The sequence below is a fragment of the Pseudomonas sp. No.117 genome, from assembly GCF_054558395.1.
The window spans coordinates 549,530-566,362 of the sequence record NZ_BAAJNP010000002.1; the positions used below are offsets into that span (position 1 = coordinate 549,530).

The 16,833-nt window shown below is 67.2% G+C and carries 16 protein-coding genes; 10 read left to right on the plus strand and 6 right to left on the minus strand.

Going from position 1 to position 16,833, the window contains the following annotated elements:
- The first annotated feature begins 25 nt into the window (after positions 1-25).
- From ACYJP6_RS05980 to lnt, 4 genes are all read left to right on the plus strand, one after another.
- A complete protein-coding gene (locus tag ACYJP6_RS05980; RefSeq protein WP_459474139.1) occupies positions 26-1,039 on the plus strand; it encodes a PhoH family protein in 1,014 nt (337 codons plus the stop codon).
- Positions 1,029-1,484, plus strand: a complete 456-nt coding sequence (gene ybeY, locus ACYJP6_RS05985) for an rRNA maturation RNase YbeY (RefSeq protein ID WP_459474140.1) — start codon at positions 1,029-1,031, stop codon at positions 1,482-1,484. The genes ACYJP6_RS05980 and ybeY overlap by 11 nt, the downstream gene beginning before the upstream one ends.
- A gap of 7 nt (positions 1,485-1,491) precedes the next feature.
- Positions 1,492-2,328: an HlyC/CorC family transporter gene (locus ACYJP6_RS05990; RefSeq protein WP_459474141.1), complete on the plus strand. Its 837-nt coding sequence runs from the start codon at positions 1,492-1,494 to the stop codon at positions 2,326-2,328.
- A 292-nt stretch (positions 2,329-2,620) separates the two neighbouring features.
- Entirely contained in the window at positions 2,621-4,168 is a 1,548-nt protein-coding gene (gene lnt / locus ACYJP6_RS05995; RefSeq protein WP_459474142.1) for an apolipoprotein N-acyltransferase, read from the plus strand.
- On the opposite strand, the gene ACYJP6_RS06000 is transcribed toward lnt, so the two are convergent.
- Entirely contained in the window at positions 4,159-4,920 is a 762-nt protein-coding gene (locus tag ACYJP6_RS06000; protein ID WP_459474143.1) for a YdcF family protein, read from the minus strand. The genes lnt and ACYJP6_RS06000 overlap by 10 nt on opposite strands.
- Before the next feature lie 40 nt (positions 4,921-4,960).
- Entirely contained in the window at positions 4,961-5,284 is a 324-nt protein-coding gene (locus tag ACYJP6_RS06005) for a hypothetical protein (protein ID WP_459474144.1), read from the minus strand.
- A 177-nt stretch (positions 5,285-5,461) separates the two neighbouring features.
- On the opposite strand from ACYJP6_RS06005, the gene leuS reads away from it, so the two are divergent.
- From leuS to pgm, 6 genes are all read left to right on the plus strand, one after another.
- Positions 5,462-8,125, plus strand: a complete 2,664-nt coding sequence (gene leuS / locus ACYJP6_RS06010; RefSeq protein WP_459474145.1) for a leucine--tRNA ligase — start codon at positions 5,462-5,464, stop codon at positions 8,123-8,125.
- A 25-nt stretch (positions 8,126-8,150) separates the two neighbouring features.
- Positions 8,151-8,765, plus strand: coding sequence for an LPS-assembly lipoprotein LptE (locus ACYJP6_RS06015; protein WP_459474146.1), 615 nt, complete (start codon positions 8,151-8,153; stop codon positions 8,763-8,765).
- A 48-nt stretch (positions 8,766-8,813) separates the two neighbouring features.
- Positions 8,814-9,857, plus strand: a complete 1,044-nt coding sequence (gene holA / locus ACYJP6_RS06020) for a DNA polymerase III subunit delta (RefSeq protein ID WP_459474147.1) — start codon at positions 8,814-8,816, stop codon at positions 9,855-9,857.
- An 83-nt stretch (positions 9,858-9,940) separates the two neighbouring features.
- Positions 9,941-10,102, plus strand: a complete 162-nt coding sequence (arfA, locus tag ACYJP6_RS06025; protein ID WP_145010719.1) for an alternative ribosome rescue factor ArfA — start codon at positions 9,941-9,943, stop codon at positions 10,100-10,102.
- Between the two features lie 272 nt (positions 10,103-10,374).
- Positions 10,375-11,697 carry a lytic murein transglycosylase gene (locus ACYJP6_RS06030; protein ID WP_459474148.1) on the plus strand — a complete coding sequence of 441 codons (1,323 nt, stop codon included), beginning with the start codon at positions 10,375-10,377 and terminating at the stop codon, positions 11,695-11,697.
- A gap of 158 nt (positions 11,698-11,855) precedes the next feature.
- Positions 11,856-13,520, plus strand: a complete 1,665-nt coding sequence (pgm, locus tag ACYJP6_RS06035; RefSeq protein WP_459474149.1) for a phosphoglucomutase (alpha-D-glucose-1,6-bisphosphate-dependent) — start codon at positions 11,856-11,858, stop codon at positions 13,518-13,520.
- Between the two features lie 125 nt (positions 13,521-13,645).
- Here pgm and lipA read toward each other — a convergent pair whose 3' ends face one another.
- From lipA to ACYJP6_RS06055, 4 genes are all read right to left on the minus strand, one after another.
- Positions 13,646-14,644, minus strand: a complete 999-nt coding sequence (lipA, locus tag ACYJP6_RS06040) for a lipoyl synthase (protein ID WP_017642509.1) — start codon at positions 14,642-14,644, stop codon at positions 13,646-13,648.
- A gap of 1 nt (position 14,645) precedes the next feature.
- A complete protein-coding gene (gene lipB, locus ACYJP6_RS06045) occupies positions 14,646-15,302 on the minus strand; it encodes a lipoyl(octanoyl) transferase LipB (protein WP_459474150.1) in 657 nt (218 codons plus the stop codon).
- Entirely contained in the window at positions 15,302-15,577 is a 276-nt protein-coding gene (locus tag ACYJP6_RS06050) for a DUF493 domain-containing protein (RefSeq protein ID WP_059313894.1), read from the minus strand. Before ACYJP6_RS06050 ends, lipB begins: the two co-directional genes overlap by 1 nt.
- Positions 15,578-15,649: 72 nt before the next feature.
- The gene (locus ACYJP6_RS06055) at positions 15,650-16,810 is read right to left on the minus strand and encodes a D-alanyl-D-alanine carboxypeptidase family protein (RefSeq protein ID WP_145010703.1); all 1,161 of its coding nucleotides are present in this window, start codon (positions 16,808-16,810) and stop codon (positions 15,650-15,652) included.
- Between the last annotated feature and the right edge of the window lie 23 nt (positions 16,811-16,833).

Here is a 16,833-nt window from a genome sequence, read left to right on the forward strand (position 1 = left end):
AATCCAAAGGGTCTCTCTGCACACCTTGAATACCCCCCAGACGCTCCAGCATTTCACCCTCGAACCCTTCGACGCCGACCGCTTCGCCAACCTGTGCGGCCAGCTCGATGAAAATCTGCGCCAGATCGAAGGCCGTCTCGGCATCGAGATCCGCAACCGCGGCAACCAGTTCGAACTGGTCGGCGATCCCGAGCGCACCCGCGCGGCCCAGAATCTCCTGCAGCGCCTCTATCGCGAGACCGCCAGCGGCACGCCGGTGGCGCCGGAACTGGTGCACCTCTATCTGCAGGAATCCGGCCTGGAAGCCCTGCAGCAGGAACACCGCGGCGGCGACACCAGCGTGGCCCTGCGCACCAAGAAGGGCATGATCCGTCCGCGCGGCGCCAACCAGCAGCGCTACGTCAAGTCGATCCTCGACCACGACATCAACTTCGGCATAGGCCCGGCCGGTACCGGCAAGACCTACCTGGCCGTGGCCTGCGCCGTGGACGCCCTGGAGCGCGAGCAGATCCGCCGCATCCTGCTGGTGCGCCCGGCGGTGGAAGCCGGCGAGAAGCTCGGCTTCCTGCCCGGTGACCTGGCGCAGAAGATCGACCCCTACCTGCGCCCGCTCTACGACGCCCTCTACGAGATGCTCGGTTTCGAGCAGGTGGCCAAGCTCATCGAGCGGCAGGTCATCGAGGTCGCGCCGCTGGCCTACATGCGTGGGCGGACCCTCAACAATAGCTTCATCATTCTCGACGAAAGTCAGAACACCACCCTCGAGCAGATGAAGATGTTCCTGACCCGGATCGGTTTCGGCTCCACCGCGGTGATCACCGGTGACGTCACCCAGGTCGACCTGCCGCGCGGCACCAAGTCGGGCCTCAAGCACGTCATCGAAGTCCTGCGCGACGTGCCCGGCATCGGCTTCACCCACTTCGAATCCAAGGACGTGGTGCGCCATCCGCTGGTGCAGCGCATCGTCGAGGCCTATGACCGCTTCGAGGCGCTGCAGGACAAGCCGCGGGCCAACGGGGACGATCGCCATGGCGATTGAACTGGACGTCCAGGTCGCCAGCGAGGCGGCCGACCTCCCCGAGGAACCGGACTTACGCCGCTGGTGCGAACTGGCCCTGCGCGCCCGCCAGGGTGACTCGGAACTCACCATCCGCCTGGTGGACGAAGCCGAAGGCCGCGAGCTGAATCGCACCTGGCGGCACAAGGACTACGCCACCAACGTGCTGTCCTTTCCGGCCGACGTGCCGGACGAATTCCTCGATATCCCCCTGCTCGGCGACCTGGTGATCTGCGCCCCCGTGGTGGCCCGCGAGGCCGCCGAGCAAGGCAAGCCCGCCAAGGCGCACTGGGCGCACCTGGTCATCCACGGCTGCCTGCACCTGCTCGGCTACGATCATCTGGACGATGACGAAGCCGAGGAGATGGAAGACCTGGAACGCCAATTGCTCGCAGAACTGGGCTACCCCGATCCCTACGGTGAATGACAGACACATGAACGAAGATCGATCAGGCAATGGGCATCGTTCCTGGCTGGAACGTATCGTCCAGGCCTTTGCCCATGAACCCAAGAGCCGCCAGGAACTGCTGGAACTGCTGCGCGAGGCGCACGAGAACAAGGTGCTCGACAGCGAGGCGCTGTCCATCGTCGAGGGCGCCATCTCGGTGGCCGACCTCCAGGTGCGCGACATCATGGTGCCGCGCTCCCAGATCATCAGCATCCGTGCCCACCAGACCCCGGCGGAATTCCTGCCGGCGGTGATCGAAGCCGCCCACTCCCGCTACCCGGTGATCGGCGACGGCCCCGACGACGTCCTCGGCCTGCTGCTGGCCAAGGACCTGCTGCCGCTGCTGCTCGACCACGAGCGCACCTTCGACCTCAAGACGGTGCTGCGTCCGGCGACCTTCGTCCCCGAGTCCAAGCGCCTCAACGTGCTACTGCGTGAATTCCGTTCCACCCACAGCCACATGGCCATCGTGGTGGACGAATACGGCGGCGTCGCCGGCCTGGTAACCATCGAGGACGTGCTGGAACAGATCGTCGGCGAGATCGAGGACGAGCACGACGTGGAGGAAGAGAGCTTCATCAAGTCGCTGCCCAACGGCGACTTCGTGGTCAAGGCGCTCACCCCCATCGAGACCCTCAACGAGACCCTGGAAACCCGCTTCGCCGACGCCGAGGCCGACACGGCCGGCGGCCTGGTGATGAATCGCCTGGGCCACCTGCCCAAGCGCAACGAGGAAACGGTGATCGACGACTTCCGCTTCCGCGTGCTCAACGCCGATGGCCGCCGCATCCACCTGCTGCGGGTGACCCCGGTCAATCGCTAGCGCCGCTCTTACCCCCTCTCCCTCGGGGAGAGGGCTGGGGTGAGGGTCGGTCTCATCCTACGGCCCCCGTAGGTTGGGTTGAGCGCAGCGAAGCCCAACAGGCCTTGCCTCGAGGTCGCCACCGTTGGGCTTCGACGATGGAGCTGTCTCAGCCCAACCTACGGATCGCCACGGCCGCCATGGCTTCCCCTGCTCAACTGCGACCTGCCTCGCGCTCCCCTGCACGCACCTTTGGCGCTCCCCCGCGCTGACGAGTAAGCTTGCGCAGCCTCGATCGGACCAAGGATTTTCGATGCGCTGGACCACCCAACCCGGCTGGAAGGGCAACCTTCTGGCGCTCTTCGCCGGAGCCCTCACGCCCCTGGCGCTGGCTCCCTTCAACCTCTGGCCGCTGGCCCTGCTGTCCGCCGGACTCTTCTACCTGGGGCTCAAGGGCCTCACCGCCTGGCGCGCCTTCCTGCGTGGCTGGTGCTACGGCTTCGGCGCCTTTCTCGCCGGGACCAGCTGGATTTACGTCAGCATCCACGACTACGGCGCCGCCTCCACGCCCCTGGCGCTGTTCCTCACCGTGGGCTTCTGCGCCGGCATCGCGCTGTTCTTCGCCCTCCCCGCCTGGCTCTGGGCGCTGTGCCTGAGACGCAACCAGGCGCCGCTGGGCGATGCTCTCACCTTCGCCGGCCTCTGGTTCGCCCTGGAGCTGTTCCGCAGCTGGGCGTTGACCGGCTTCCCCTGGCTGTTCCTCGGCTACAGCCAGCTCAGCGGTCCGCTGCAAGGCCTGGCGCCGCTGGGCGGCGTCTGGCTGATCTCGGCGGTACTGGCGCTCACGGCCGCCCTGCTGGTCAACGCCCCGCGGCTGCTCCTGCGGCCGGCGGCCCTGGTCGCGGCCCTGGTGCTGGTGGCAGTGCCCTGGGTGGCCGGGGATGTCTTCAAGGGGCAGGTATGGACGCAACCGGCCGGCGCCCCGCTCAAGGTCGCCGGGGTCCAGGGCAACATCGCCCAGGAACTCAAGTGGAACCCGGACCACGCCCGTGCCACCCTGGCGCTCTATCGTGACCGCACCGCTGAGCAGACGGACGCCGACCTGGTGGTCTGGCCGGAAAACGCCATTCCCGTACTGCGTGAGTACGTCAGCGACTTCCTCGCCGCCGAGGGCGCCCAGGTGGCCGCCCATGGTGGCGCCCTGGTGACCGGCCTGCCGGCGCGGGAACGCGATGCCAATGGCGATTCGCGTTACTTCAACAGCATCACCGCGGTCGGCAACGGCTCGGGGACCTACTACAAGCAGAAGCTGGTGCCCTTCGGCGAATACGTGCCGCTACAGGAATACCTGCGTGGCCTGATCGGCTTCTTCGATCTGCCCATGTCCGACTTCGTCCGCGGCCCCGAGCATCAGGAGCCCCTGCTGGTGAAGGGTTACCGGGTGGCGCCCTATATCTGCTACGAAGTGGTCTATCCGGAATTCGTCGCCGACCTGGCCGCCCAGAGCCAGCTGCTGCTCACCATCAGCAACGACACCTGGTTCGGCAAGTCCATCGGTCCGCAGCAGCACCTGCAGATGGCGCAGATGCGTGCCCTGGAAAGCGGTCGCTGGCTGGTACGGGTCACCAACGACGGCATCACCGCTCTGGTTGATCCCTTCGGCCGCATCAGTCGGCAGATCCCGGCCTTCGAGGTCGGGGTGCTGCAGGGCACCGTGGTGCCCATGGACGGCCTGACGCCCTACCTGCACTACCGCCTCTGGCCGCTGGCGATCTTTTCCGCGCTGGTGCTGCTGTGGGGGCTGCTACTGCGTCGGCAGGATCGTCAGGAGGAAGCGCCGCTGGTCGTGACTCAGCGGTAGGCCAGCGGATAGAGCAACAGCCCGGCGGCTTCGTTGAGCAACTGGGCGGTCTGCTCGACCGCCTTGGCTTCCGGCAGCCAGCCGCCGAAGGGGCGCTGGTTGGGCACGCCGATGAAGCCCATGGGCGCGGCCACCACCGCGAAGCCCTGGCGCTCGAAGCACCAGCGCGAGCGGGCCATGTGGTAGGCCTGGGTGACCAGTACCACCCGCTTGACCCCGGCCTTGCGCAACAGCGGCGCGCTGAGCGTCGCGTTCTCCCAGGTGGTGCGGCTGGCGCCTTCCTGCCAGCGGACCGGCACGCCCAGGTCGCGCTCCATCACCTCGGTCATCAGCGCCGCTTCGCTGAGCGGACGACCATGGGGCGAGCCACCGGTGATCAGCACCGGCAGGCCGCTGTCCTTGGCCAGCCGCGCCGCGTAGCGCAGGCGCTCCACCGCCAGGTGACTGGCGGCATCGCCGGCCCAGCCGGGGTCGTCCACTTCGCGCCCGGCGCCCAGCACGACGATGGCGTCCGCCTGCTCCGCCAGGCCTGGCCAGCTCGCCTCCGGCAGGGCGGCATCGCGCTCCAGCAGCCGCCCGCCGACTTCCACCACGACCGGCAGGGTACTGGCCCAGAGGCCGAGCAGACCGCAACAGAAGCAGGCCAGGCCCAGCCGGGGATACCGGCGCCGCAGCCACCAGCCGCAGAGCAGCAGCAAGAGCAGGCCGCCGGGCGGCAGCAGCAGTTGCTTGAAGAAATAGCGCAGACCCATGATCCCTCCGGGCGGGGCGACCTCCGGGCCGCATCGGCGCTCAGTGTAGGGGAGCGCGGACCCGGGCAGAAGGACTCTCGACCAGCACCTGCCGACCGTGGCACTGGCTGCAGAAGGAGCCGGCTGGCTGCACCCGGCCACAACCCAGGCAACAGGCCAGGGCCGCCTCCGTGGCCTGATGGCGCTCCAGCCAGCGCCTGACCAGGGCATACTCGGCCGCGCTCAGCCCCTGCAGCTCGATTTCGCCGTAGGCGCTGTCATAGAGACGCTCCTGGGTCGCGGCCTCATCCAGGGCCAGCGCCAGTCGCCGCTGCAGGCGCACATCGGCTGGCAGGCGTTCGGACTCGCGTCGAAACTTTCCCATGATGGCGATCATCCTCCCGAAGGGTTGAACAGAGGTTCAGACAGCCTAGTACGGCCCTTCCGACCTTGCCTCCTCCAGAGTGCGAAACAAGCGGCGGCGCGGGACATTTCCCCGCGCTCTGGGGGTCATGTATGCTTGGCGGCTTGATCAAACGCCTCTGCAGCCCTCGACACGCCCATGCACGAACACTACCAGCCCCGCGAAATAGAAGCCGCCGCCCAGTCCTTCTGGGACCAGAATCTGTCCTTCAAGGCCGTCATGCGCCCGGGCCAGGAGAAGTTCTACTGCCTGTCGATGTTCCCCTACCCCAGCGGCAAGCTGCACATGGGGCACGTGCGCAACTACACCATCGGCGACGTCATCGCCCGCTATCAGCGGATGCTGGGCAAGAACGTCCTGCAGCCCATGGGCTGGGACGCCTTCGGCATGCCCGCCGAGAACGCCGCCATGAAGAACGGCGTGGCCCCGGCCAAGTGGACCTACGAGAACATCGCCTACATGAAGTCCCAGCTGCAGAGCCTGGGCCTGGCGATCGACTGGTCCCGCGAGGTCACCACCTGCAAGCCGGACTACTATCGCTGGGAGCAGTGGCTGTTCACCCAGCTGTTCGAGAAGGGCATCATCTACCGCAAGAACGGCACCGTGAACTGGGACCCGGTGGACCAGACCGTACTGGCCAACGAGCAGGTCATCGACGGCCGCGGCTGGCGCAGTGGCGCGCTGATCGAGAAGCGCGAGATCCCCATGTACTACTTCCGCATCACCGACTATGCGGAAGAGCTGCTGAATTCCCTCGACCAGCTGCCCGGCTGGCCCGAGCAGGTCAAGACCATGCAGCGCAACTGGATCGGCAAGTCCCGCGGCATGGAGGTGCAGTTCCCCTATGACCAGGAGAGCATCGGCGCCGCCGGTACCCTCAAGGTCTTCACCACCCGCCCCGACACCCTGCTCGGCGCCACCTATGTCGCCGTGGCCGCCGAACACCCGCTGGCCACCCAGGCCGCCCAGGGCAATACCGAGCTGCAGGCCTTCATCGACGAGTGCAAGCGCGGCGGCGTCGCCGAAGCCGACATCGCCACCCAGGAGAAGAAGGGCCTGGACACCGGCCTGTTCGTCCGCCATCCGCTGACCGACGCGCGCCTGCCGGTCTGGGTCGCCAACTACGTGCTGATGCACTACGGCGACGGCGCGGTCATGGCCGTGCCCGGGCACGACGAGCGCGACTTCGAATTCGCCAACAAGTACCAGTTGCCCATCGTCCAGGTGGTGGATACCGAGGAAGCCACCCGCGTGCTGGCCAACCCGGACGACTTCAGCCCCGAGGAATACGAGCGCTTCCAGTTCGACCCGGTGCAGTGGAAGGACTGGTACGGCAGCAAGGACGGCTTCCTGATCAATTCCGGCACCTATGACGGCCTGACCTACGATGCCGCCTTCGACGCCATCGGCGCGGCCCTGCAGGCCAAGGGCCTGGGCCAGCCGCGCACCCAGTTCCGCCTGCGCGACTGGGGCATCAGCCGCCAGCGCTACTGGGGCTGCCCGATCCCGATCATCCATGGCGACGACGGCATCGACATCCCGGTACCGGCCGACCTGCTGCCGGTAGTGCTGCCCGAGGACGTGGTCCCGGACGGCGCCGGCTCGCCGCTGGCGCGCATGCCGGAGTTCTACGAGACCGTCGATCCGCGCAATGGCCAACCGGCCCGTCGCGAGACCGATACCATGGACACCTTCGTCGAAAGCTCCTGGTACTTCGCCCGCTACGCCTCGCCGAACTTCACCGGCGGCATGCTGGACAAGGAAGAAGCCAACTACTGGCTGCCGGTCGACCAGTACATCGGCGGCATCGAACACGCCATCCTGCACCTGCTCTACTCGCGCTTCTTCCACAAGCTGATGCGCGACCAGGGTCTGATCGACTCCGACGAACCCTTCGAGAACCTGCTCACCCAGGGCATGGTGGTGGCCGAGACCTACTACCGCACCAACCCCAACGGCAGCAAGGACTGGTTCAACCCGGCCGATGTCGAGGTGGAGCGCGATGCTAAGGCCAAGGTCATAGGCGCACGCCTGAAGAGCGATGGCCAGCCGGTGGAAATCGGTGGCGTCGAGAAGATGTCCAAGTCGAAGAACAACGGCGTCGATCCCCAGGCGATGATCGACCAGTACGGCGCCGACACCTGCCGGCTGTTCATGATGTTCGCCTCGCCGCCGGACATGAGCCTGGAATGGTCCGACTCCGGGGTCGAGGGTGCCAGCCGCTTCCTGCGCCGCGTCTGGCGCCTGGCCCAGGCCCACGTCGCCCAGGGCCTGCCGAGCGCCGGCGCCCTTGGCGAGCTGTCGCCGGCCCAGAAGGAGGTGCGCCGCGCCATCCACCTGGCCATCCGCCAGGCCAGCCAGGATATCGGCCAGCACCACAAGTTCAACACCGCCATCGCCGCGGTCATGACCCTGATGAACGTGCTGGAGAAGGCCGCCCAGGACAGCGATACCGATCGCCGCCTGCTGCAGGAAGGCCTGGAGACCGTCACCCTGGTGCTGGCCCCCATCACCCCGCACATCGCCCATGGCCTCTGGCAGCAACTGGGCCACGGCGAGGCGGTCATCGACGCCCGCTGGCCGCAGGTGGACGAGAGCGCCCTGGTGCAGGACAGCCTGCAGATCGTCATCCAGGTGAACGGCAAGCTACGTGGCCAGATCGAAGTACCGGCCGATGCCAGCCGCGAGGCCATCGAGGCCGCTGCCCGCGCCAACGAGAACGTGGCTCGCTTCACCGAAGGCCTGACCATCCGCAAGGTCGTCGTGGTCCCGGGTAAACTGGTCAACATCGTCGCCAACTAAGACACGCGAACGGAGCAGACAACAGATGAAGAAACGGATTCTCCCTGGCCTTGCGGTAGTCGGCCTGGCGACCCTGCTGACCGCCTGCGGCTTCCAGCTGCGTGGCACCGGCGAAACCCGCCTGCAGATCACCGAGCTGAACGTGACGGCGCGCGACGCCTACGGCCAGACCGTCAAGGAAGTGCGGGACATGCTCGAAGACGCCCACGTCCGGGTGACCTCGGGTGCGCCCTATACCCTGGACCTGGGTGGCGAAGGCCAGAGCGAGCGCACCGCCAGCTACACCAGCGGCGCCCGCAGCGCCGAGGTCGAGCTGACCACCCGCCAGCCCTACACCATCGTCGGCAAGAACCAGGCGGTGCTGGTCAGCGACTACCTGGAAACCCAGCGCTACTACGTGACCGACCAGAACAACATCGTCGGTTCCGAGCAGCAGAAGGACCAGTTGCGCCGCGAGATGCGCCGCGAACTGGTGCAGCAGCTGGCGGCTCGCCTGCAGGCCCTGACGCCGGAGCGCCTGGACAAGCTGCAGCGCGACGCCGACGCCCGCGCCGCCGCCCAGGCCGAAGCCGAGCGCCGCGCCCGCGAATCCGCCCCGCCGCAGCAGTCGCCCATCGACATCCCCACCCCCGCGCGCTAAGCGCCGCACCCGGAGCCGCCAGGCTCCGGGCTGCCGTCACGGCCCCTCATGAAACTCAACGCCAACCAGCTCGGCAAGCAGCTCCAGGGTGCGCTGGCCGCCGTCTATGCCGTCAGTGGCGATGAGCCCCTGCTCTGCCAGGAAGCCAGCGACGCCATTCGCGGCGCCGCCCGCGCCCAGGGCTTCGACGAGCGCGAAGTCTTCGACGTCGATGCCAGCTTCGATTGGGGCCGCCTCTATGAAGCCGGCGCCAGCCTGTCGCTGTTCGCCCAGAAACGCATTCTCGAACTGCGCCTGCCCACCGGCAAGCCGGGCGACAAGGGCTCCGCCGCCCTGCTCGACTACCTGGCGCGACCCGCCGAGGACACCCTGCTACTGGTCAGCCTGCCCCGCCTGGATGCCGCCGCCCAGAAGACCAAATGGGCCAAGGCCCTGCTGGAGCACGAGCAGGCGCAATTCGTGCAGATCTGGCCGGTGGAACTGGCACAGCTGCCGCAGTGGATCAACCAGCGCCTGTCGCGCCTGGGCCTGGCCGGCACTCCCGAAGCGGTCGAGCTGATCGCCGAACGGGTGGAAGGCAACCTGCTGGCCGCCGCCCAGGAGATCGAGAAGCTCCGCCTGCTCACCGAGGGTTCCCAGGTGGATGCCGACGCCGTGCGGGCCTCGGTGGCCGATAGCGCCCGCTACGACGTCTTCGGCCTGCTCGACGCCGCCCTCGCCGGCGACGCCGCCCACGCCCTGCGCATCCTCGACGGCCTGCGTGGCGAGGGCGTGGAAGCACCGGTGGTGCTCTGGGCGCTGGCCCGGGAGCTGCGCCTGCTGGCCAACCTGGCCCAGTTGCAGGAGAGCGGTACGCCCCTGGAGCGTGCCTTCACCCAGGTGAAACCGCCGGTGTGGGACAAGCGCCGCCCCTTGCTGACCCGCGCCCTGCAGCGGCATGGCGCCCGCCGCCTGGAAACCCTGCTGCGCGATGCCCAGTTGGCCGACGAACAGATCAAGGGCCAGGCGCCCGGAGAGGTCTGGCTGACCCTCGCCAGCCTCGCCCTGGTGCTGGCCGGCAAGCGCCTGGCGTTGGGCAAGCCGCTACCCTAGCCACCCTTGCCAGGGCCGCTACTTGCAATAGACTGGCGTGCCCCCATCTTGGGGAAGGCATCCATCCCAGCGGAGTACGCAGCATGGCCAAGAAATACAGCCGCGGCCCCAACAAGGCCAAGGCCCTCGTCAGTGATCCTCGTTTTCGCTCGCACCAGGAGCGACCCGCCAAGGGCAAAGGCAGCTACCGCCGCGAAGCCTTCTCGTTGCACGACGAGAAGGCTTCGGTCTTTCTGGCCGCCTGAAAGACGAGCGGATACGGCTTGTCTGAAACGTCGCCGAGCGAAGGTCAGGCAAGGCGAAAATCCATGAGGAAGCGGATCGGGCTCGCGTTCGAGTTTACGAGTGGTAAATGAGCATTGCGACGGGGCCGCCTAGGCGAGCTGGCGAACCAGCGGATTTTTAACGCCGCATGACCGAGCGCAGGCACTTTCCAGACAAAGCCTAGGCCTACCAGACGCCGTGACCCGGGGCATGCTAAGGTGACTGTTCCTGCCTAGACGTCCGGTGGAGACAGATGCAATTCGGGAAATCCCGCGGATTCAAGACCGGCGGCCTCCTCGCCGGGACCCTGGTCACCCTGCTGACCGCCGCCCTGGCCGCCTGCGCCCAGACCCAGACGACGCCCACCACGGCGCCCTCCTCGCCCTCCTCATCCAAGCCCGCGCCTGCGGCCAGCGCCCCCGCCTCGGCGGCCGAGGCCATGCCGCAACCGGATGAAAGCTTCGAGCAATGGCGCAGTCGCTTTCGCGCCCTGGCGCTGGGCCGAGGCATCTCCGCCACCACCTTCGACCAGGCCTTCGCCGGCGTCCAACCTGATCCGGCGGTGATCGCCGCCGATCGCAGCCAGCCGGAATTCACCAAGCCGGTCTGGGAATACCTGGACACCGCCGTGTCGCCGTTGCGGGTGCGCAATGGCAAGAGCCTGATCATCCAGCAGGCCGGCCTGCTGGCCGCCCTGGAAGCCCGCTACGGCATCGAGCCGGCGCGCCTGGTGGCCTTCTGGGGCATGGAAAGCAACTACGGCAACAACATGGGCAACAAGGGCGTCATCCGCTCCCTGGCCACCCTCGCCTACGAGGGACGCCGTCCGGACTTCGCCCAGGACCAATTGATCGCCGCCCTCGGCATCCTCCAGCACGGCGACGTCACCGCCGACCGCATGATCGGCTCCTGGGCCGGCGCCATGGGCCAGACCCAGTTCATCCCCACCACCTACGACCAGTACGCGGTGGATTTCGACGGCGATGGTCGCCGCGACATCTGGGGCTCCACCGCCGACGCCCTCGCCTCTACCGCCAATTACCTGAAGGCCTCCGGCTGGCAGGATGGCAAGCCCTGGGGCTACGAGGTCCGGGTGCCGGCCAACTTCGACTACAGCCTGGCCGACATGGGCGTGCGCAAGAGCCTGGCCGAATGGACGGCGCTGGGCATCCAGGGCCTCGGCCTGCCACAGCCGGCCGCCCAGGCCAGCAACAGCGCCTCGCTGCTGCTGCCCGCCGGCCACCGGGGTCCGGCCTTCCTGGTGTTCAACAACTTCCGCACCATCCTCAAGTACAACAACTCCACCTCCTACGCCCTGGGCGTGGCCCTGCTATCGGAGCGCTACCGCGACGCCGGCCAGATCGCCGCCAGCTGGCCCACCGACGACCTGCCGCTGAGCCGCAGCGAGCGTGTAGAGCTGCAACAACGCCTCGCCGCCCTGGGCCTCGACCCGGGCAGCGCCGACGGCATCATCGGCGCCAACACCCGCAAGGCCATCCGCACCTACCAGCAATCCCAGGGCTGGCCCGCCGACGGCTATCCCAATCATCAGTTGCTGGAGCGGTTGCGCGGCTGATCTCCGTCCTGACGGGCGACCTCAACGTGCACAAGTCGGCATTCTGAGGATCGCCCCGCAGGCGTGGTGAGCAAACCACGACCGCCAAGGTCGAACGCGAGTCGCGTCGTCCGGTGCGCTCGAACCGCCCGGGCGCTATTCAAGCCAAGGAACCCGATATGAGTATTGCCGCCAACGCAGGACGCCTCCCCGACGAGAACACCCTGACCCACCTGCCGCGCCTGGTGGCGCGCTACTACAGCGATCGTCCCGATCCCAGCGATCCGGGCCAGCAGGTGGCCTTCGGTACCTCCGGTCACCGCGGTTCCTCGCTCAAGGGTAGCTTCAACGAGTGGCACATCCTCGCCATCACCCAGGCCATCTGCGAATACCGCCAGGCACAGGGCGTCGACGGCCCGCTGTTCATGGGCATGGACACCCACGCGCTGTCCGAGCCGGCCTTCATCTCCGCCCTGGAAGTGCTCGCCGCCAACGGCGTGGAAGTGCGCATCGACGCCGGCTGCGCCGAGACCAACGGCGAGCCGGGCTATACGCCCACCCCGGCACTGTCCAACGCCATCCTCGAATACAATGCCGGCCGCAGCTCGGGCTTGGCCGACGGCATCGTCATCACCCCGTCGCACAACCCCCCGGCCGATGGTGGCTTCAAGTACAACCCCACCAATGGCGGCCCGGCCGACACCAACGTCACCAAAAGTATTCAGGATCGCGCCAATGCCCTGCTGGTGGCCGGCCTGGAAGGCGTCAAGCGGATGGATTACCGTCAGGCGCTCAAGGCGCCGACCACCCATAAATTCGATTTCCTCGACAGCTATGTCGGCGGCCTGGGCCAGGTCATCGACCTGGACGCCATCCGCGGCTCCGGCCTGACCTTCGGCGTCGATCCCCTCGGCGGCGCCGGGGTGCACTACTGGCCGCGCATCGCCGAGCGCTATGGGCTGCCGCTGCAGGTGCTGTCGACCCGCGTCGACCAGACCTTCCGCTTCATGCGCCTGGACTGGGACGGCAAGATCCGCATGGACTGCAGCTCGCCCCACGCCATGGCCGGCCTGATCGAGAACAAGGACAGATTCGACGTCTCCTTCGCCTGCGACACCGACCATGACCGCCACGGCATCGTCGCCCGCTCGGTAGGCTTGCTCAATCCCAACCATTACCTGGCGGTGGCCATCGAGTACCTCTTCACCCACCGTCCGCAGTGGAGCCAGCAGGCCGGCATCGGCAAGACCCTGGTGTCGTCCTCGATGATCGACCGCGTGGCCCAGGGCATCGGCCGCCAGGTGGTGGAAGTGCCGGTAGGCTTCAAGTGGTTCGTCGACGGCCTGCTGGACGGCAGCCTGGGCTTCGGCGGCGAGGAATCCGCCGGCGCCTCCTTCCTGCGCAAGGCCGGCGGCGCCTGGTCTACCGATAAGGACGGCCTCATCCTCGGCCTGCTCGCCGCTGAGATTACCGCCGTAACCGGCAAGGACCCGGGCGAGCGCTACCAGGCGCTGACCGAGCGCTTCGGCGCCCCAGTCTACCAGCGTATCGACGCCGCCGCCGACCGCGAGCAGAAGGCCCGCCTGAGCAAGCTCTCCGCCGCCCAGGTCACCGCCAAGGAGCTGGCCGGCCAGCCGATCACCGCCATCCTCACCGAAGCCCCCGGCAACGGCGCCGCCATCGGTGGCCTCAAGGTAGTCACCGAGAACGGCTGGTTCGCCGCCCGTCCCTCGGGTACCGAGGATGTCTACAAGATCTACGCCGAGAGCTTCGAGGGCGAGGCCCACCTGGGCCGCATCCAGGAAGAGGCCAAGGCGCTGGTGGATGGCGTGCTGCGCGGCTAATAGCGCGCACCCTCACCCCAACCCTCTCCCGCACGCGGGAGAGGGAGCCAGAAGCGGTGAGAAGTTCATATCCGCAATAGAAAAGGGCAGCCACTGGGCTGCCCTTTTCCATGACGACGCCAGGATCAGTTGATCTTGGTACCGTGGGCCTGCTGGTCGGCGTGGTAGGACGAACGCACCAGGGGACCAGAGGCGACGTTCTTGAAGCCCATCTTGGCGCCTTCCTCGGCATACCAGGCGAAGGTATCCGGGTGGACGAAGCGCTGCACCGGCAGGTGGTTGCGCGAGGGCTGCAGGTACTGGCCGAGGGTCAGCATGTCGATCTCGTGCTCGCGCATGCGCTGCATGACCTCGATGACTTCCTCGTCGGTCTCGCCCAGGCCGAGCATCAGGCCGGACTTGGTCGGCACGTGGGGTACGCGCTTTTTGAAATTCTGCAGCAGGTCCAGCGACCACTCGAAGTCCGAACCCGGGCGCGCGGCCTTGTACAGGCGCGGGACGGTCTCCAGGTTGTGGTTGAAGACATCCGGCGGCTCCTGCTCGGTGATGGCCAGGGCGACGTCCATGCGACCGCGGTAGTCCGGCACCAGGGTCTCCAGCTGGATGCCGGGGGTCAGCTTGCGGATCTCGCGCAGGCAATCGACGAAGTGCTGGGCACCGCCGTCGCGCAGGTCGTCGCGATCCACCGAGGTGATCACCACGTACTTGAGCCCCAGGTCGGCGATGGCCACCGCCAGGTTCTTCGGCTCGTCCACGTCCAGCGGCTTCGGCCGGCCATGACCGACGTCGCAGAAGGGGCAGCGACGGGTGCAGATGTCACCCATGATCATGAAGGTGGCGGTGCCGCCGGAGAAGCATTCGCCCAGGTTGGGGCAGGAGGCCTCTTCGCAGACACTGTGCAGCTTGTGCTTGCGCAGCAGCTGCTTGATGCGCTCGACCTCGGGGGTGACCGGGATGCGCACGCGGATCCAGTCCGGCTTGCGCGGCAGCTCCTCGGTGGGAATGATCTTTACCGGGATGCGCGCGACCTTCTCGGCGCCGCGCAGCTTGACGCCGGCTTCCACCTTGTTGGGGCGGGCGGGCGGGGTAAGGGTCTGGACGCTGTCTTGTACTGTAGTGGTCATGTCAATCCGATTCCAGGGTGATCGGTTCGGGGTAGCCCAGGCGCTGGCTCAGGTGACGGAGCAGAGCCTCGCGGACCTCGTCGAAAGCTAATGGCCCGGTCACCAGATCGCGCAGCTGGGTCATGGCCAGGCCGGCATAACCGCAGGGGTTGATCCGGCGGAACGGCGCCAGATCCATGTCAACGTTGAGGGCCAGTCCGTGGAAGGAGCGGCCATTGCGGATGCGCAGCCCGAGGGAGGCGATCTTGGCGCCTTCCACGTAGACACCCGGGGCATCGGCCCGGGCGGCGGCAGTCACACCCCAATCGGCGAGCAGCGCGATCAGGCTGTCTTCCATGGCACTGACCAATTCTCGCACGCCCAGGCCCTTACGGCGAACGTCCAGCAGCACATAGGCGATGAGCTGACCCGGGCCATGGTAGGTGACCTGGCCGCCACGATCGACCTGCACCACGGGAATGTCGCCGGCGGCGAGCAGGTGCTCGGGCTTGCCGGCCTGGCCCTGGGTGAAGACCGCCGGGTGTTGCAGCAGCCAGAGTTCGTCGGGCGTCGCGGGACCGCGCTCGTCGGTGAAGCGGCGCATGGCTTGCCAGGTCGCCTCGTAGGGCCGCAGGCCCCAGCGACGCACGCCCAGGCTGGCCGGGGCGGGGATGGTCATCAGATCACCATGTGCACGCGGCCGGTGGCGCGCAGGTCCTGGTGGATGGCCTGCAGCTGGTCCACGCCGGTGGCGGTGATCAGCACCTGGACCGACAGGAAGCGCCCGTTGCGGCTGTCACGGGTCACCAGGGTGCCACGATCCAGGTCCGGGGCGTGGCGCTGGACGGTATCGAGCACCAGTTCGGCGAAATCGGCAGCGGCATCGCCGATCACTTTGATCGGATAGCGCGGGCAGGGAAATTCGATCTTGGGGGGTTGAACGTCTTCGGTCATGCGGACTTCCAGGCCGACCCTTGTCGGCAGGGGTGAAAGGCCCGCAGATGCGGGCCTTTCCAGGGTGACGGATCAGTTGAACAATCCGTAGAAGAACAGGCGAATGCTATCCCACAGGCGACGGAAGAGGCCACCCTCCTCGACCGGCTGCAGGGCGACCAGGTCGGCGGTGTGCACCACCTTGTCATCCAGCTTCACCTCGACCTTGCCGATCACCTGGCCCTGGGCGATGGGCGCGATCAGCTGCGGGTTGAGCACCATCTCGGCGTGCAGCTTCTTGGCCTGGCCACGCGGCAGGGTCATGGTCAGGTCGTTGGCCAGACCGGCCTGGACCTCACGGGCGTCGCCCTTCCACACCGGCGCCTTGGCCAGTTCGGTGCCCTTCTTGTAGAAGGACTGGGTCTCGAAGAAGCGGAAACCGTAGGTCAGCAGCTTCTGGGTCTCGGCGGCGCGGGCCTGTTCGCTGTTGGTGCCGAACACCACGGCGACCAGGCGCATGCCGTCGCGCACGGCCGAGGCCACCAGGCAGTAGCCGGCTTCGTCGGTGTGGCCGGTCTTCAGGCCGTCGACGGTCTTGTCGCGCCACAGCAGCAGGTTGCGGTTGGGCTGCTTGATGTTGTTCCAGAAGAATTCCTTCTGGGAGTAGATGGCGTAGTGCTGGGCATCGGCGTTGATGATGGCGCGCGCCAGGATGGCCATGTCATGGGCCGAGGAATAGTGATTCGGATCCGGCAGGCCGGTGGCGTCCATGAAGTGGGTGTTCTGCATGCCCAGCTTCTGCGCGGTGGTGTTCATCATGTCGGCGAAGGCGTCTTCGCTGCCGGCGATGTGCTCGGCCAGGGCGACGCTGGCGTCGTTGCCGGACTGGATGATGATGCCGTGCAGCAGGTCACCGACCGACACCTGGGTGCCGACCTTGATGAACATCCGCGAACCGCCGGTACGCCAGGCGTGCTCGCTGACGGTGACCATGTCGGATTCCTTGATCCGGCCCCGGTTGATTTCCAGGGTGGCGATGTAGGCGGTCATCAGCTTGGTCAGGCTGGCCGGCGGCAGGCGCTGGTCGGAATTGGATTCGGTGAGCACGGCGCCACTGTTGGCATCCATGAGAATCCAGGCCTTGGCCGCCAGTTGAGGTGCCGCCGGAACCATAGTCTCGGCCGCCCAGACGGCCGGGACACAGGCGATCGTTACTAGGAAGAGCAGGCGTCGAGCGAGTTTTGCGATTGTCATCCGAATCTCTGAAAGGTTGGGGT

What these genes read in the sequence shown, in the direction of transcription:
- ybeY (WP_459474140.1), top strand. Translation starts at nt 1,029, where the DNA reads ATGGCGATTGAACTGGACGTCCAGGTCGCCAGCGAGGCGGCCGACCTC.
- ACYJP6_RS05990 (WP_459474141.1), top strand. Translation starts at nt 1,492, where the DNA reads ATGAACGAAGATCGATCAGGCAATGGGCATCGTTCCTGGCTGGAACGT.
- lnt (WP_459474142.1), top strand. Translation starts at nt 2,621, where the DNA reads ATGCGCTGGACCACCCAACCCGGCTGGAAGGGCAACCTTCTGGCGCTC.
- ACYJP6_RS06000 (WP_459474143.1), bottom strand. Translation starts at nt 4,920, where the DNA reads ATGGGTCTGCGCTATTTCTTCAAGCAACTGCTGCTGCCGCCCGGCGGC.
- ACYJP6_RS06005 (WP_459474144.1), bottom strand. Translation starts at nt 5,284, where the DNA reads ATGGGAAAGTTTCGACGCGAGTCCGAACGCCTGCCAGCCGATGTGCGC.
- leuS (WP_459474145.1), top strand. Translation starts at nt 5,462, where the DNA reads ATGCACGAACACTACCAGCCCCGCGAAATAGAAGCCGCCGCCCAGTCC.
- ACYJP6_RS06015 (WP_459474146.1), top strand. Translation starts at nt 8,151, where the DNA reads ATGAAGAAACGGATTCTCCCTGGCCTTGCGGTAGTCGGCCTGGCGACC.
- holA (WP_459474147.1), top strand. Translation starts at nt 8,814, where the DNA reads ATGAAACTCAACGCCAACCAGCTCGGCAAGCAGCTCCAGGGTGCGCTG.
- arfA (WP_145010719.1), top strand. Translation starts at nt 9,941, where the DNA reads ATGGCCAAGAAATACAGCCGCGGCCCCAACAAGGCCAAGGCCCTCGTC.
- ACYJP6_RS06030 (WP_459474148.1), top strand. Translation starts at nt 10,375, where the DNA reads ATGCAATTCGGGAAATCCCGCGGATTCAAGACCGGCGGCCTCCTCGCC.
- pgm (WP_459474149.1), top strand. Translation starts at nt 11,856, where the DNA reads ATGAGTATTGCCGCCAACGCAGGACGCCTCCCCGACGAGAACACCCTG.
- lipA (WP_017642509.1), bottom strand. Translation starts at nt 14,644, where the DNA reads ATGACCACTACAGTACAAGACAGCGTCCAGACCCTTACCCCGCCCGCC.
- lipB (WP_459474150.1), bottom strand. Translation starts at nt 15,302, where the DNA reads ATGACCATCCCCGCCCCGGCCAGCCTGGGCGTGCGTCGCTGGGGCCTG.
- ACYJP6_RS06050 (WP_059313894.1), bottom strand. Translation starts at nt 15,577, where the DNA reads ATGACCGAAGACGTTCAACCCCCCAAGATCGAATTTCCCTGCCCGCGC.
- ACYJP6_RS06055 (WP_145010703.1), bottom strand. Translation starts at nt 16,810, where the DNA reads ATGACAATCGCAAAACTCGCTCGACGCCTGCTCTTCCTAGTAACGATC.